The organism is Kitasatospora sp. NPDC024654 (assembly GCF_055559155.1).
This window is the reverse complement of sequence record NZ_JBVHLF010000007.1, coordinates 150,625-165,920: the sequence shown is the minus strand read 5'-3', so window position 1 is coordinate 165,920 and position 15,296 is coordinate 150,625. Positions and strand designations below refer to the sequence as shown.

17 protein-coding genes are annotated in these 15,296 nt (G+C 74.5%); 11 read left to right on the top strand and 6 right to left on the bottom strand.

The genetic code is table 11. The annotated features are described in order from the left end of the window. Window positions 1–112 precede the first annotated feature (112 nt). The 6 genes from ACZ38L_RS06945 to ACZ38L_RS06920 form a co-directional block, all read right to left on the bottom strand. The gene (locus ACZ38L_RS06945) at window positions 113–442 is read right to left on the bottom strand and encodes a hypothetical protein (RefSeq protein ID WP_465689970.1); all 330 of its coding nucleotides are present in this window, start codon (window positions 440–442) and stop codon (window positions 113–115) included. Between the two features lie 144 nt (window positions 443–586). Next, entirely contained in the window at window positions 587–1,225 is a 639-nt protein-coding gene (locus ACZ38L_RS06940) for a TetR/AcrR family transcriptional regulator (protein WP_396562096.1), read from the bottom strand. Between the two features lie 74 nt (window positions 1,226–1,299). Continuing rightward, window positions 1,300–2,217: an acyl-CoA thioesterase gene (locus ACZ38L_RS06935; RefSeq protein WP_465689968.1), complete on the bottom strand. Its 918-nt coding sequence runs from the start codon at window positions 2,215–2,217 to the stop codon at window positions 1,300–1,302. Between the two features lie 121 nt (window positions 2,218–2,338). Then, complete coding sequence (locus tag ACZ38L_RS06930; RefSeq protein WP_465690011.1) at window positions 2,339–3,523, bottom strand: MBL fold metallo-hydrolase; 1,185 nt, start codon at window positions 3,521–3,523, stop codon at window positions 2,339–2,341. Between the two features lie 288 nt (window positions 3,524–3,811). Next, window positions 3,812–4,264, bottom strand: a complete 453-nt coding sequence (locus ACZ38L_RS06925) for a MaoC family dehydratase (protein ID WP_465689966.1) — start codon at window positions 4,262–4,264, stop codon at window positions 3,812–3,814. A 97-nt stretch (window positions 4,265–4,361) separates the two neighbouring features. Beyond that, on the bottom strand, window positions 4,362–4,844 hold the full coding sequence (locus ACZ38L_RS06920; protein ID WP_465689964.1) for a pyridoxamine 5'-phosphate oxidase family protein: 483 nt from the start codon (window positions 4,842–4,844) through the stop codon (window positions 4,362–4,364). Window positions 4,845–5,221: 377 nt separating this feature from the next. On the opposite strand from ACZ38L_RS06920, the gene ACZ38L_RS06915 reads away from it, so the two are divergent. From ACZ38L_RS06915 to ACZ38L_RS06865, 11 genes are all read left to right on the top strand, one after another. Further along, window positions 5,222–6,067, top strand: a complete 846-nt coding sequence (locus tag ACZ38L_RS06915; RefSeq protein ID WP_465689962.1) for a hypothetical protein — start codon at window positions 5,222–5,224, stop codon at window positions 6,065–6,067. Window positions 6,068–6,423: 356 nt separating this feature from the next. Further along, window positions 6,424–6,906 (top strand): hypothetical protein, encoded by a 483-nt coding sequence (locus tag ACZ38L_RS06910; protein WP_465689960.1) that lies wholly within the window; start codon window positions 6,424–6,426, stop codon window positions 6,904–6,906. Window positions 6,907–6,923: 17 nt separating this feature from the next. Beyond that, a complete protein-coding gene (locus ACZ38L_RS06905) occupies window positions 6,924–7,925 on the top strand; it encodes a hypothetical protein (RefSeq protein ID WP_465689958.1) in 1,002 nt (333 codons plus the stop codon). 75 nt (window positions 7,926–8,000) lie between these two features. Further along, entirely contained in the window at window positions 8,001–8,789 is a 789-nt protein-coding gene (locus ACZ38L_RS06900) for an SAF domain-containing protein (RefSeq protein WP_465689956.1), read from the top strand. Continuing rightward, window positions 8,789–10,228 (top strand): hypothetical protein, encoded by a 1,440-nt coding sequence (locus ACZ38L_RS06895; RefSeq protein WP_465689954.1) that lies wholly within the window; start codon window positions 8,789–8,791, stop codon window positions 10,226–10,228. Before ACZ38L_RS06900 ends, ACZ38L_RS06895 begins: the two co-directional genes overlap by 1 nt. After that, window positions 10,218–11,864, top strand: a complete 1,647-nt coding sequence (locus ACZ38L_RS06890; RefSeq protein WP_465689952.1) for a CpaF family protein — start codon at window positions 10,218–10,220, stop codon at window positions 11,862–11,864. Before ACZ38L_RS06895 ends, ACZ38L_RS06890 begins: the two co-directional genes overlap by 11 nt. 286 nt (window positions 11,865–12,150) lie before the next feature. Next, window positions 12,151–13,179 carry a type II secretion system F family protein gene (locus ACZ38L_RS06885; RefSeq protein WP_465689950.1) on the top strand — a complete coding sequence of 343 codons (1,029 nt, stop codon included), beginning with the start codon at window positions 12,151–12,153 and terminating at the stop codon, window positions 13,177–13,179. Continuing rightward, window positions 13,176–14,063 carry a hypothetical protein gene (locus ACZ38L_RS06880; RefSeq protein WP_465689948.1) on the top strand — a complete coding sequence of 296 codons (888 nt, stop codon included), beginning with the start codon at window positions 13,176–13,178 and terminating at the stop codon, window positions 14,061–14,063. Before ACZ38L_RS06885 ends, ACZ38L_RS06880 begins: the two co-directional genes overlap by 4 nt. Before the next feature lie 105 nt (window positions 14,064–14,168). After that, window positions 14,169–14,435, top strand: a complete 267-nt coding sequence (locus ACZ38L_RS06875; RefSeq protein ID WP_396562076.1) for a hypothetical protein — start codon at window positions 14,169–14,171, stop codon at window positions 14,433–14,435. Further along, window positions 14,432–14,821, top strand: coding sequence for a TadE/TadG family type IV pilus assembly protein (locus ACZ38L_RS06870; protein WP_396562074.1), 390 nt, complete (start codon window positions 14,432–14,434; stop codon window positions 14,819–14,821). The genes ACZ38L_RS06875 and ACZ38L_RS06870 overlap by 4 nt, the downstream gene beginning before the upstream one ends. Beyond that, window positions 14,818–15,276 carry a TadE/TadG family type IV pilus assembly protein gene (locus ACZ38L_RS06865; RefSeq protein ID WP_396562072.1) on the top strand — a complete coding sequence of 153 codons (459 nt, stop codon included), beginning with the start codon at window positions 14,818–14,820 and terminating at the stop codon, window positions 15,274–15,276. The genes ACZ38L_RS06870 and ACZ38L_RS06865 overlap by 4 nt, the downstream gene beginning before the upstream one ends. Window positions 15,277–15,296 lie beyond the last annotated feature (20 nt).

The window sequence follows — 15,296 nt, the reverse complement described above, 5'->3', positions numbered from 1 at the left end:
CAGCGGCTTGCGTTCGACTGGAGGAGGGACGGACCGAGCAGGGTGGGGGAGGGGGCACCGGCTCGGCGCCCCGGGGCCGGTCGGAGCACGGCCGGCACGGCGGCGGCCGGCTTTACCGCGCCGTGCCGTGGCAGAAGCTCGGCAGCGGCACCGGGTGCCCGCCGAACCGCGCGCAGGCCCGCGGGGCGACCGGGACCGGACGGCGGCGGACGGTGTGGTCGGTCGCCCGGCCGCGCCGGCCGTGGGAAGGACCGTGGACGGAGGGGAAGGCGGTGGCGGGGCGGGCGGGTGCGCTGGCCGTCTGGACGGACATGCTGATCGGCTTTCGGACGGACGAGAGGAAGGACGCGGTGATGGCGGCGACCGGTCGGCGACGGTGCGGCGACCGGGCGGCCCCGAGTGACGGGCGGGGCCGGTCGGTGTCCGCCAGCATGCCACTCATCTGACTTTCTGTAATGTTCGGTTGCCTGTGGTAATCGACCGTGCTCGGGCGGCACCGCCTGGGCACGCCAAGGGAGATGACCGTGGGACGCGGCGCGCGGCCGGGCTGGGAATTCACCCGGACGGAGGAAGGGCGGAGGGCCGCTCAGGCCGTCCCGTACGGCGCCAGCACCAGGCGCACCACGTCCTCCAGCCGGCGCCGGGCATCGCCCAGGGTGGCCCGGCCGGTGACCCACGCGGTCAGTTCGCCCTGCCAGGCGTGCGCCACGATCCGGCCGACCAGGTCGCTCTCCGCGGGTGGCACGTCGGACATCACCGCCCGCAGCGCCAGCGCGTCCGCCCGGGCCATGCCCTGCAGCGCCTCGCTGGCGAACGGGTCGGTGGAGCCCGCCACCGTCACCCGCAGATGGGCGAGCTGCGGTTGCCGCTGGTACGCCCGCATGCCGTGCCGGACGAACCGCAGCATCCGGTCGGACGGCTCCGACGGGCCGGCCGACTCCGGCAGGCCGCGCGGCCGGCGTGGCTCCGCGACCAGATCGGCGAGCAGCAGCCGGTGCCAGTCGGCGATCGCGGCGGCGAGCAGGTGCTCCTTGGAGGAGAAATAACGGTAGGCCGTGCCGAGGGCGACCCCGGAGCGCTCGCACACCTGCTTCATCTGCAGCCGCTCCACGCCGGTCTCGGTGACCAGGGCGAGCGAGGCCGCGATCAGGCTCCGGCGGCGCTCCAGCTGACGGGGCGACATCGCCTCGATCGGACGGGGTGACAGGTCAACCTTGGTCGTCACCCACACCATGATACGGGCCGCTCCGCACGGTGAATATGACGCGGGCGGGGGTGGGAGCGGGGCGGTGACCGGGCTCAGCCCAGCGGGCGGACCGGTCCGCGCTCGCGCAGCAGCGTCTCCTGGACGGCGGAGGCGACCAGCACGCCGCCCCGGTCGTAGAACTCACCCATGGCCAGCCCGCGGCCGTCCCCCGCGTTCGGGCTGCGCTGCGCGAAGAGCAGCCAGTCGTCGGCGCGGAACGGCCGGTGGAACCACATCGCGTGGTCGAGTGAGGCCAGCGCCACCCGGGTCGGCCCGGTCCGCTGGAACCGGTGCTGCTGCAGGTGCAGCGCGGTGGTGGAGGCCAGCGTCAGGTCGGAGAGGTAGGTCAGCGCGCAGACCTGGAGCAGTGGGTCGTCCGCCGGCAGCTCGGTGCCGGTCCGCACCCAGACGAACTGCTGCGGCATGCCCGGGACGGCGGGTGGCAGGCCGGGTGCGTCGGCCGGGACGAACCGGATGTCCAGCGAGTGGAAGCCGGCGGCCCGGCCGAAGTCCTCCGGGTCGGTCTCGGCCCAGCGCCGGATCGGGTCGGGCAGCTCCTCCGGCCCGGGCACCGGCGGCATGGTGCGCCGGCGCTCGGGCCCCTGCTCGGGCGTCTTGAACGAGGCGGAGAGCGTGAAGATCGCCTGGCCGCGCTGGACCGCCGTCACCCGCCGGGTCGCGTAGGAGAGGCCGTCGCGGACCCGGTCCACCTGGTAGTCGATCGGCTCGGTCGGGTCACCGGGAAGCAGGAAGTAGCCGTGCAGCGAGTGCACCTGACGCCCGGCCCGCACGGTCCGGCCGCCGGCGGTCAGTGCCTGGGCGGCCACCTGGCCACCGAAGGCCCGCATCGGTGCGCCGGCGTGGCAGCGGCCGCGGAACGCGTTCTCGTCGAGCTGGTCGATCCGCAGCAGGTCACGGAACGATCTGCCGGCCCCCGCCTCCTGCTGCCCCACCGTCACCGCGTCAGTCATCGGATCATAGTGACAGAGGGCGGGCCGACCGGGCTGTGAGCTTGGTAACGGGCACCTGCGGGGCGCCGCCGCAGGCGGGCGGGGTGAGCGGCCCGCGCCCGTGGCCGGCCCGCGCCCGCGGTCAGGCGGGGACCTCGTCGCCGTGGGAGGCCTCGTCCGGCACCGACTGCGGCTCCCCCAGTGGCTCGGCGGCCTGCGCCTCGACCACCAGCGGCTCCGGGCGGCCCACCACCGCGCACCACCAGCTCTCCGGCTCGGGCGGCTCGGCCGGCTCGAACGGCACCCCGGGCCGTGGCACGGCCACCGTGACGGCCAGCGACCGGGCCTCGGCGACGGTCCGCTCGACCGGTTCCTCCCACGGGTGCGGCGCGAGGTTGAAGGTGCCCCAGTGGATCGGCAGCAGCACCGCGCCCCCGAGGTCCAGGTGCGCCCGGACGCCCTCCTCCGGTGTCATGTGCACCTCGGGCCAGAACCGGCTGTACGCGCCGATCTGCACCATCGTGGCGTCGAACGGGCCGAGCCGGCCGCCGATCTCCGCGAAGCCGGGGAAGTAGCCGGTGTCGCCGCTGTGGAACACCCGGTGCGCGGGTCCGGCCACCACCCAGGAGGCCCACAGGAAGTGGGTGCTGGTGCGCGGGCCGCGGCTGCAGTAGTGCCGCGCCGGGGTGGCGGTCAGGGTCAGGCCCGCGACCTCGGCCGACTCCCACCAGTCCAGCTCGGTGATCCGGTGCGCCGGCACGCCCCAGTGCTCCAGGTGCGCGCCGACTCCGAGCGGCACCGCGAACTGCGCGCCGCCGCCGATCAGGGCCCGCACCGAGGTCATGTCCAGGTGGTCGTAGTGGTCGTGGGAGATCACCACGACGTCGACCGGACCGAGGTCGGCGATCCGGATCGGCGCCGGGTGCAGCCGCTTGGGGCCGATCCCCGTGAACGGCGAGCAGCGCTCACCCCAGACCGGGTCGAAGAGCACCCGGCGGCCGTCCAGCTCGGCCAGCACGGTGGCGTGGCCGAGCCAGGTCAGCCGCAGCCCGGAGGCGGGCGGGACGGTGAGCTCCGCCGCCCGCAGCGGGTGCACCGGTACCGGGTTGCCGGGTACCCGGCGGCCCCGGTCGGCGGTCAGCTGGGCGCGGGTGACCTCCAGCGCCGACCGCTCGTAGACCAGCCGGCGGGTCGGCACCGGGTTGCGGAAGGCCCCGTCGACGAAGTGCGGGCTGCGCCGGATCCGGGCCAGCCGCTCGCCGGCCGGCTCGGCCCCGAAGGCCTTCGCCCGGACGCGGCGCCAGCCGGCGGTCGACAGCCCGCGCAGTCCACCGGTCCCGGGGGAGAGCAGTTCGGAGACTCGGGAGTACCAGGGGACGGGGCCGGGCAGCACGGCAGCTCCTAGTCCTAGAAGTCCTGGAACGGACGTCACACGACGCCGAGCGGGCCTGCCGTCAGGTGGGCCCGCTCGATACGATCAACACCTCATCGGGAGACTACCGGTCCCGCGGCCGCTCGGCCCGTCGGATCGGGGAGTCGACCCTCCGTTCGAGGCGGCGCTGGACAGGCCGTCAGCAGGCGCCGTGAACGGGTGCAGGCGGCGGCCGTGGGAGCGTCAGACGTAGAAGCGGGTGATCGTCTCCGCGACGCAGTGCGGCTTCGGGCTGGCCTCGCTCACCACCGAGAACCGGACCACGGCCTGCGCCCCGCCGGACACCTCGGTCACCGAGAGCAGTTCGGCGGTGGCCCGGACCGCGGTGCCGACCGGCAGCGGGGCGGGGAACCGGACCTTGTCCGAGCCGTAGTTGACCGCCATCCGGACGCCGCCGACGCTGTAGCACTCCTTGGCCAGCAGCGGGATCAGCGAAAGGGTCAGGTAGCCGTGCGCGATCGGACCGCCGAACGGACCCTCCTTGGCGCGCTCGGGGTCGACGTGGATCCACTGGTGGTCGCCGGTGGCCTCGGCGAACTGGTCGACCTGCTCCTGGGTCACGGTGTGCCACGCGCTGGTGCCCAGTTCGGTGCCGACGGCGGCGGTCAGCTCGTCGAGGGTGGTGAACGTCGTCATGCTGCGCTCCTGAGGGCCGGTGCGGACTCGGGACGGCCGGCTCGGCCCGGCTCGACGGCCGGCCACCCGTTTCGGGGAGCGTAGTCCTACCGGCCGGTCACCCGACGGGCCGGTGCCCGCAAGCCGCGCCGGCGGGCTGCGGGGCGGGAGCGGGCCGCAGGGCGGCGGTGGCGGGCGGGCGCAGCCGGCGCCCGGCGAGCAGCTCGGGGGTGAGCAGGACGAACATCGGCTCGCGCTCGGTCAGCCAGAGCCGCGGCCCGGTGCTCAGCAGCGCGTGGCGCCGCGCCGGGTCGCGGAGCACCTCGGCGCGGCCGTGCGCCAGCACGCTCCAGCCGGTACCGCCGGCGGCGTCGAGGTGGTCGGCCTGGAACGCGACCACCGTGCCGTCCAGCGCGCGGGAGCGGCCGGGGTCCGGCAGCAGCGCGAGGACCAGCCGGCCGTCCGGGTCGAGCCGGAAGACGACCGGCAGCACGGCGGGCAGCGCGTGCTCGGTGTACACCACGCGCCCGATGGGCACGGTGGCCAGCAGGCGCAGGCAGTCGGCCTCGCTCAGGTCCTCGACGCGGTCCGGACGGTCCATACCCCAGATAGTGCGCCCAGGCGGGGCGGGCCGATAGGGCCCATGGTCCCGGAGTCGGCAAGCCCTGGCGGAGAGTGACCGGGATCACCGTCCGGGTGGGCCGGGGTCACCGTCCGGGGGGACCGGGGCGGTCCACTTCGCCGGACACCCGATCGAGGTGTTCTCGCCGAGACCCCCACCCGGCGGGCGGCCGTGCGGCAGAGTGTGAGGTGAGCGACGCGCCGGGGGCGGTGACGTCCCGTCGGTGACCCGGTCCGGCGCCGGCGGGACGGGCGCCGTGGGTGGCGTGCGGAAGGTGGCGCGCGATACCAGTGGGCCGGGCGGGAAGCGGCGGGTGACGCCGGCGGGGTGGCGACGGGCGACGAAGGGGTGCGGGCATGAGCGGCGGGGTGGAACTGGTGGTGATCGGCGCGGACGGCGGTCCGGAGCGCAGCTTCGGCGGCTCGGCGCGGGCCGCGCACGGCGCGCGGCTGTTGGCCGAGGCGCTGCCCGGGGTCTGTTTCGACACCGGCAACCAGGGCTGTCGGACCACGCTGGTGCCACCCGGAGCGGACGCGAACACGATTCTGACCGCGCTGCGCGAGGCGGCCAAGCAGGAGGGGCGCTGGCTGGTGGTCTGCCTGCTCGGCCAGCTGGTGGCCGACCCGCGCGCGCGACGGCTGGCGCTGGTCACCGCGGGCAGCACTCCCGACAACGCCTACCGGCGCGGACTGGCGTGGGACTGGGTGGTGAGCACCATGGTGCACGGCGCGCAGGAGGAGGCACTGCTCCTGGTGGACGCCGTCGCCGCCCCGGACACCTGGGCGGCGCTCGGCGGATCCACCGGCGAGCAGGGGGCGGCCGAGCTGCTGGCGCACTCCAGAGTCCCGCTGTGGGGAAGAGTCGGGCCGTACCCGGGTGGTCGGCGCGGCCGGTCGGCGGTGCTGCCGGGCGCGGAGGGTTCGTTCAGCTGGGCGCTCGCCCGGGTGCTGGAGAAGGGCGTGCCGGGTGCGCCGCCCGCGGTCGGGCCGGCCGACCTGCAGCCCGCGGTGGCGGCGGAACTGGCGTGGGGCGAGCTGGCGTCGGGGGTCGAGGCACGGCTGCTGGTGCCGCCCGCCGGTGGCCGGTTGTTGATACGCAATCGCGCCGCGGTGCGCGGCGCGCTGGCCGGATTGTCGGTTTCCGAAGAACTGTTGGCTGTTCTGTGGCGGGAAAGTGCCCCAACCGATCCGCCTTCCGCGTAAGGTCAGGGGCCCAAGGTGTTGCCGGGCGCGGGTGGGTTGGCGAAGAATCGGTGCCCACGCCGTACTTGGGCAACAGGTGGGTGTTTTCTGCCAACTTCGGCCGGTTGTCGTCGAGTTAGTCGCGGCAAGGTGGGGTTATGTGCCGTAGCAAGGCTTTGTCACGCCTGAGGGCGGTCTTACGCCTGAGGGCGGTCGGGGTCGGTGCGACGGTTCTGCTCACGCTTTTCCCGGCCGGTTGCGCGGCCTCGGCGGGGACCGCGGCCCGGCTCGCACCGGGCGTTCCCGGTGCGGGAGTTGCCGGCGGCTCGGGGGTGCCTTCGCCGTCGTCGTCGGAAGCGTCGCCGGGTTCCTCCGGGGTGCCGCAGTCCGGTGTGCCGCAGCCCGGTCCGTCGGGCGGCGCGGCGGTTCCCAGCAGCGGACCCGATGCGGCGGTGGCGCGGGTGGTGCTCCGGGCCTACCAGGCCTGGTGGGCGGCGCAGGTCCAGGCGTTCGCCACCGGCGACCAGACCGGTGCGCAGGTGCGGGCGTACTCCAACGGGCAGGCGCTCAGTCAAGTGCTGGTCAGCCTGCAGCAGTTGCACCAGGCGCAGCTGGTGATGACGGGTGCGCCCGCCACCAACCCGGTGGTTCGACAACTCGACCTGCGGAGAAGTCCGCAGAGCGCGGTGATCGAGGACTGCGTGGACGTCACCGGCTGGCACCAGGCGGACGCCCACAGCGGCGCGATCGAGGATCCACCGCAGCGCCTCACCCGCTACCCGGCGACCGTGGTGCTGCGGATCAATGACAGCAGTTGGAAGGTATTCGAGTTCAACCGCGAGGCGGGCCGGACATGTTGAGGTCATTACGCCGCACGATGGGCCAACTCCTGCTGATCGCCGGTCTGCTGGCCGGCACGACCCTGCTACCCGGCACGACCCCACCCGCCGCGGCGGCCGGACCCACCAGGGGTGGCGTCAACCCCTGTGTGGTGTTGGAGGTCTGCGTGGTGGTCACCTCACCGGGGAGCAGCCCGACGCCGGGCTCCGGCGGTGGTGGCGGTACCGGCTCGGGTGGTGGCGGCCCGGCGATGTGCAGTTGGAACGGTCAGCAGTGGCCGTGCTGGGATCCGGACTACGGCTGGTTCGACAGCTCGTCCGGCTGCTACTTCGACGAGTTGAGTCCGCAGCCGGATCCGGGCGATCCGCTCTGGGACGGCCACAGCTCGAGTGACGGCGCGGTGTACGCCAAGACGTGTGCGCTGACCGGCGGCGGGCTGGAGGTCGAGAGCCCCGTCTGGCTGGCCAAGCCGCCGGGGACCGGGCAGGCGCCACCCGACCCGGGCACGGCGGCCCAGATGGCCATCAAGCAACTGAAGTTCGCCAAACCGGTGGTGCACACCGCGCCGGCCGGAACGGCGCTGGTGGGGGTGCCGGTCTGGTTCTGGTACGAGACCTCGGCCGCGGACCAGGACCAGACGGTCGGACCGCAGAGCACCACGGTCTCGCTCAACGGCCTCTCGGTGACCGCCACCGCGCGGCTCGACCACGTGCTCTGGGACCTCGGCTACGTGGATCCGACGACCGGCCAGGAGGCGGTGCTCGACTGCAAGGGGCCCGGGGTGCCGTACCAGCCGGGCCTGGAGCAGGACGTGCCGGCCGGCGCGTGCACCAGGACGTTCAGCAAGGCGACCACCCCGACGGCCGCTCCCTCGGCCGCCGCGGGGGGCCCGGCGGGGTTCTACCTGACGGCCACCGAGTACTGGACGGTCAGTTCGTGGAACAACACCGCCGGCGACCAGGCCTATCCGGACCTCACGATCACCGTGGCGAGCGACCCGATCGGGCTGTCGGTGAACGAGTTGCAGGTCCTCAACTAGCCCGTGGCACAGCACCTGTACCCGAAACCCCGTACCTGGTGGTACCCCGTACCTCGTGAGGAAGGCCGACGCCCGATGGAGAACCGCACCTTCCCGGCACCGACCCTCGGCAGGTCCGCCTTCGGCCGGGAGCAGGCGGCCGGGGTGGCGGTGCCGGCACGCTCGGAGGAGCGGCCGGACCCGGTCGCGCCGTCCCGTTCGCTGCGCGCCCGGCGCCGCCGGCCCGCGGTGATCGCGATGGCCGCCACGCTGATCGCGGCCGGCGGGCTCGGTGGCGCCGTCCTCTACAACAGCACCGGACAGCGGATCGCCGTGCTGGCGCTGGCTCGTGACGTCCCGTACGGACAGCCGCTGACCGCGGCCGACCTGGTGGTGGCGCGGATCGCCAGCGACCCGGCGCTGGCTCCGGTGAACGCGGCCGACGAGCAGCTGGCGATCGGCCAGCGGGCCACCACCGACCTGCACCGCGGGGCGCTGCTGCTGGTGGCGGACATCACCCGGGCGCTGGTGGTGCAGCCGGACCAGCAGGTGGTCGGGGTCTCGCTCAAGCGCGGCCAACTGCCCGCCGGCGACCTCGAGGCCGGCCAGCAGGTGGTCCTCGTGCTGACCGGCGATCCGTCCACGGGCGGACTGCCCGGGGGCTCGCCGACCACGATGAACGCGGTGGTCGCGGACGCGAGCAAACCGGACGGCGACGGCGGGCAGGTGGTGAACGTCGCGGTGCCGGCGAGCAACGGGCCGACGCTGGCGGCGTGGGTGGCGAGCGGTCGGGTCGAGGTGATCCTGGCGGCGCGGTCGCCCTCGTCCGCACCACAGGCGTCATCGAGTCCGAGCACGGGTGGCCAGAGCGGGGGCGGTTCCTGATGGCGGTGATCGCGATCGCCGGTGGCCCGGGCGCGCCCGGGGCCACCACCACGGCCCTCGCCCTGCTGCTCGCCTGGCCGCTGCCGGCCGGGCGCAGGGTGCTGCTCGTCGAGTGTGACCCGGACGGCGGGGCGGCGCTGGCCGGCGCGCTGGAGGGCCGGGTCGAGGCGGTGTACGGGCTGCGCAACCTCGCGGTCGCGGACCGGCGCGGCCTGCTCGCGCAGACCCTGTGGGAGCAGCTGATCGACGTCTCACCACAGGGCGCGGGGGACCGGCTGCTGCTGCCCGGCCTGACCGATCCGGCCCAGGCCGCCGGGCTCGCCTACACCTGGGAGCCGCTGGTCGAGACGCTGCACGGGCTGGAGGCGCAGGGCTACGACGTGCTGCTCGACCTCGGTCGGTCCGGCGCGTTCGGGCGCAGCGCGGTGCTGGCCCGGCGGGCCGACGCGGTCGCGGTGACCGTGCGGAGCACGCTGCGCGGGCTCAGCACGGCCCGGCCGCGGCTGGCCGCGCTCCGCGCGGACCTGGAGAGCGCCGGGACCGGCGCGGACGCGCTCGGCCTGCTGGTCGTCGCCGAGGGCCCGTACCCGGCGGCGGAGATCACCCGCGAGTTCGGGCTGCCGGTGCTCGCCACGCTGCCGCACGCGGTCCGCACGGCCCGCGTCCTCTCGGACGGCGGTGACAGCACGGACCGGCGGTTCGTCCGCTCGGAGTTGATGCGCACGGTACGGACGGCGGCCGACGAGTTGCAGGCGCTCGTCGGGCGGCGGCGGGTGCGGCTCACGCCCGGGGCCTCCGCCGGGGCCGGCACTTCGGGTGGGCCCGCCGGCTCGGGTGTCGCCGCCGCTGTTCCCGGTGTCCCTGTTGTCCCGGGCGTTCCCGCCGGCCCTGCTGTCACTGCCGGCCCTGCCGCCACCGGCGCCCCTGCGAGCCCTGCCGCCGACCTCCCGGGCGGCCCCGGCCCCGCTGGCGAGTGGAACGGCTGGGCGGACCCGTCGACCGTGGACTCCTACCCCCTCGCTCGGCCCCAGGAGTCGGCTCCGCCGGCTTTCCACGCCGAGGGGCAGGCCCATGAACCGCACGGCGGCGGTGCCTACGCCCCACCGTCCGGTCAGAACTTCGGTCCGGTCGGCGAACCGGCCTGGGCGGAGGGCACTCCCTTCACCCCCGGGCCCCCGGTGAACGGTGCGGTGCTCCCCGGCCCGATGGCCGCGGCCCCGGCACCACGGCCCGGTCCGGCCGGCTACGCCGCTGCGTCCGGTCAGCTCTACGGGCCGCAGACCGGGCCCGCCCAGGAGACCGGAACCGCGCCGGAACCCGCCCCTGCCCCCGTGCCCCCGCCGTTCGCCGGAATAGCGCCACATCCGGCCGCGCCCGCACCGTTCCCCGCCCCCGCGGAGAGCGCCGACGCCCCGGGAGAGGTGCTCCGTGCGCGGTAGCCCGATGCGGGACGTGCCCGCGACCGCCCCGATTGGCCCGGCCGATCCGGCCGCCCTGCCGTGGGCCGTGGTGCCCGGCACGCGTCCGGCGGCGCCCGAGCCGTCGGGTGCCGGGCCGCGCGCCGGTGCACGGGTGGCGGCGGCCCGTCCGTCCGTCCCGTCCGCCACCACCGCGCCGACGCCCGGCGCGACCGCCACCCCGTCGGGCCTGCCCGTGCTGCCCGCCAGCGGGACGTGGGAGGTCGGGGCGGTCCCCGCCGTCGATCCGCAGGTCGCCCGCGAGCTCAAGCGGCAGGTCGCCACCGAACTGCACCAGCAGCTCTCCCGGGCGCCCGGGACCCACGGGCCCGACACCGACCGGGCGACCCGGCGGCAGCGTGGCCGGGCGCTGATCGAGGAGGCGGTGGCCCGCTGGTCCGACGCGTACGCGGTGACCCACGGGGTGAGCCCGACCCGCGAGCAGGACCGCGCGCTGGCCGAGGCCGTCTACGACCTGATGTTCCGGGCCGGCCGGTTGCAGCCCTACCTGGACGATCCCGACATCGAGAACATCGTGATCAACGGGTGCGACGACGTCTGGGTCTCCCGGGTCCACCAACCCCTGTGCCAGGTACCGCCGGTGGCCAACAGCGATGCCGAACTCATCGAGCTGCTCCAGGACTTGGCCCGCCAGCACGGCGGCGGTGAGCGGACCCTGAGCACCGCGAGCCCGACCCTGGCGCTGCGCCTGGAGGGGGGCATGCGGCTGCAGGCGCTGACCGAGGTGACTCCGCGGCCGTACGTCGCGATCCGCCGCCACCGGGTGGCCTCGGCCACCCTGGCCGATCTGGTGACCCTGGGGACCGTCGATTCGACCATCGCCGCCTTCCTGGCCTCGGCCATCCGGGCCCGGAAGAACGTGATGATCACCGGGACCCAGGGCGTCGGCAAGACCAGCCTGCTGCGGGCGATGGCCGCCGAGATCCCGCCGGACGAGCGGATCGGCACTCTGGAGTCGGAGTTCGAGCTGTGGCTGCACACGCTGGGACACCTGCGCCAGGTCGTGCCGATGGAGGCCCGGGAGGGGAACGGCGAACGGGTCGACGGCCGGGTCGCCGGTGAGCTCACGATCGGTGAACTCATCCCGGCCGCACTGCGGATGACGCTCTCCCGGATCATCGTGGGCGAGGTCCGCTCGGGCGAGGTGGTGCCGATGCTGCGGGTGATGACCAACGGCGAGGGCGGGTCGATGTGCACCCTGCACGCCCGGGGACCGCACATGGTGGTCGACCGGATCGCCGAGCTCTGCCTGGAGTACGGCTCACACATGACCGACAGCCTCGCCTACCGGCTCACCGCCAACGCGGTGGACCTGATCGTGCACGTGGCGATGGTGGACGAGACGGCCGTCGGCGGGCAGCGTCACCGGTTCGTGTCGCACGTGCTGGAGGTGACCGGGCTCGGGGAGAACGGCAGGCCGGCGCTCAACACGGTGTTCGGCCCCCGCCCGGATCTCGGCGAGCCCAGAGCCGTCCCGCACACGCCGCCGCACTGCCTGGACGACCTGCGGCGGGCCGGCTTCGACGCCGGGCTCCTGCAGTCGGCGCACGGCAGTTGGAGTGCACCGCTCTCGTTGCGGATCGGTGGTCTGCGATGAAAACAGTGCCCGAAACGAGAGCGGCGCTCTGCTCGCAGCTCAGGGTGTCGGAGGCGAGAGCAGTGCTCTGCTCGCAGTCCACGGCATCCGGCGCGAGAGCACTGCTCTGCTCCCGAGATCGCTGTTCCAAAACGAGAGCACTGATCTCGTTGCGGGCGCTGCTCACGGACGGGAGCAGTGCTCTCGCGCCGAAGCCGAGAGCGCTGCTCGCGAAGAAGAGCGCCGCTCCCATGCCAACGCCGCCAACCCCGAGAGCACCGCTCACCACCCTTGGAAGGGGCCACTGATGCTCCTCTACACCCTGTGCGGGGTCCTGCTGTCGGGTGGTCTGGTCGCACTGGTCGTCGGCGTTCGCGGCAGCCGGGCCGCCCGGCCCGCCGAGCCCGGACCGCTCGCCACCCGGGCGCACGTCCTCTGGTACGGCGCGCCCGGTGCGGCGAGCCCCGGTACGGCCCGACTGCGCCGGATCCAGCTCGGCCTCTCCCTGGCCGCCGCGCCGCTGCTCTGGCTGTTCACCGGGATCCCGGTCACCGCCGGCCTGGCGCCGCTGGCCTTCTTCGGCCTCCCCTGGCTGTTCGCCGCGACCCGCTCGGACACCCGGCAGATCGTCCGCTTGGAGGCGCTGGCCGAGTGGACCCAGCGGCTGGCCGACGTCCTGCTCCTCGGCACCGGCCTCAACCAGGCGCTGCTGACCAGCCGTCGGACCGCCCCCGCCGCGCTCGCCGACGAGATCGACGATCTCGCCTCCCGCCTGCAGGCCCGTTGGCGGGTCGAGGACGCGCTGCGCGCCTTCGCCGACAGCCTCGCCGACGCCACCGCCGACAAGGTGCTGGCCGCCCTGCTGCTGCGCTCCGGCGACAGCGGTCCGGGGCTGGCGAGGTCGCTGGCCGACCTGGCGGACTCGGTCCGCGACGAGGTGCGCCAGCGCCGCTCGATCGAGGCGGACCGGGCCAAGCACCGGACGACCATCCGCTGGTTGGTCGGAATCATCCTGATCGTGATCGTGGTCGGCTCGTTCAACAGCCGCTACACCGCGCCCTACAGCACCTTCCAGGGCCAGCTGGTGCTCGGCGTGCTGGCCGCGCTCTTCGTCGCCGTGATCGCCTGGATGCGGTCGCTCGCCGCCAATCCGCCGCTGCCACGCCTGCTGGAGCCCGACCGCCGCAGCCGGGTGATGGCACTGCCGGAGTCGGACGGCGAGCACGACCCGGGCGACGACCGCGGACTCGCCGACCCCGCCCACGGCCCCGACCCGGCCCGCACCCCCGACGACGGACCGGCCGCCGGCCAGTCCCTGCTCAGGGAGGCCCGGTGATCTCGCCCTGGGCCGTGCTGGCGGGTGCCGCCGCCGCCGGCGGACTCGCCGTGCTGATCTCCGAACTCCGCCCCGCGCCACCCGACCTGGGTCAGGCCCTGGAGCGCCTGCACCGCGCCCCGAGCCCCCGGCGGACGGCCGCCACCACCGCCCGGGCGAGCTGGTACGACCAGCTCGGCGCCCGCGCACTGGCCGTGGTCGGTGCCCGGGTGCCGCGGCAGGAGCTGGCTCTGATCGGCCGCGCCCCGGCTCGTTTCATGGCGCACAAGCTGCTCTTCGCCCTGATCGGCCTGGTGCTGCCCGGCTACCTGTCCGCGATGGCAGCGGTCGGCGGCGTGGCCCTGCCGGTGGCGGTTCCGATGCTGGCCGGGCTCGGCATGGCCGCGGGCGGCTGGCTGCTGCCCGACGCCATCGTGCAGAGCGAGGCGAAGGAGGCCCGGGTCGAGTACCTGCACGGCATCGCCGCCTACCTCGAACTCGTCGCGCTGGAGCGGGCGTCGGACCACGGTCCGGCCGAGGCGATGCGCCGGGCGGCGGCGATCGGCCGCGGCGCGGTGCTGCGCCGGATCCGGGACGCCCTGGAGCGGGCCGCCACCGACCGGCTGCCGCCCTGGGACGGCCTGGACACGCTCGCCGAGGAGCTCGGCCTGACTCCGCTGCAGGACGTCGCCGACATCATGCGGATCTCGGGCACCGACGGCGCCGCCGTGTACGACACCCTGCGGGCCCGGGCCAAGGGTCTGCGGGACGAGCTGCTCGCCGACGAGCTGGCCAAGGCCGGCACCGACAGCGAGCGGATGGTGGCGCCCGGCGCGGCGCTCACCCTGCTGATGACCGTCCTGATCGTCTACCCCGCGCTGTACCAGATGCTCCATGTCTTCTGAAGGGCCGGTCTTCCGAAGGACCGGCCGATATCCCCCGCTGCACACCCGTCCGGATCAAGTCCACTCCGGCCCACCGGAGTTCCGTCCCCCCTGGGAGAGCGAATCATGAAGTCCCTGCGCAGTCTGCCCCGCCAGTTCCTGCAACCGCTGCTGCTGCCGCTGCTGCTCGCCACCGCCCTGCTGCGGGTCCACACCGGACGGCTGCGGGCCGCCCGGTCCGCGGGCGACCGCGGCGCGCTGAGCGTCGAGATGGCGCTGATCGTCATCGTGGTGATCGGCATCGCCGGCGCGGTGCTGGCGGCCCTGACCACCCTGGGTGGCGCGGTCAGCAAGCAGGTGCCGACCACGATCCCCAACGGCGTGCACTCGTGACCGGGCGCCGCCGGTGGGACGACAGCGGAGTCCTCAGTCTCAGTTTCGCGCTCGTCTTCCCGGCGGTGCTCTTCCTGGTCATCGGGGTGGCCCAGGTCGCGCTGCTCTGGTACTCCGACTCCGTCGCGCTGACCGCCGCCCGGGAGGGCGTGGACGCGGGACGCGGGTACCAGAGCAACGACCAGGCCGCCCAGCAGCGCGCCACCGACTTCCTCGCCCTGTGCCAGGGGCTGCTCGACAAACCCGAGGTCAAGGTGGAGCACCCGGACCCCAACACCATCAGGGTCACCGTGCGCTTCGAGCCGCTGTTCCTCCCACCGGGGGTCAGCGGCCTGTGGATCACCCAGAGCGCCACGGCACCGATCGAACGGTACGTGGCGCCATGACCGTCCGTGGCGCCACGACCGCCCGTCCGTCCGGCGGGCCCGATCCGCAGCGCGGCAGCCTGGCCATCGAGGCCGCGATCCTGGTGCCGGCCATCCTGGTGCTGTTCTGCCTGGTGATCGTGATCGGCCGGCTGCAGGTGGTCGGCGGCACGGTCGACGAGGCGGCCCGGACCGCGGCCCGCAGCGCCACGCTCGACCGTTCGACCCGCTCGGCACAGGAGGTCGCGAGCGAGTCGGCCGCCGAGGTCCTGCGCGCCCGGGGCGTGGTCTGCCCGGACCTCGCCGTCTCCGCGACGCCGGAGCAGCTGCCGGTCGGCGACACCACCCTGAACGCCGTCAACGTCACCGTGACCTGCCAGGTCAGGGTGAGTGATCTGTTCCCACTGTGGGTACCGGGCTCGGAGACGATGACCGGGAGCTTCACCTCGGTCATCGACCGCTACCGGTCGCAGTAGCACACCGTACGCCCTGGGGA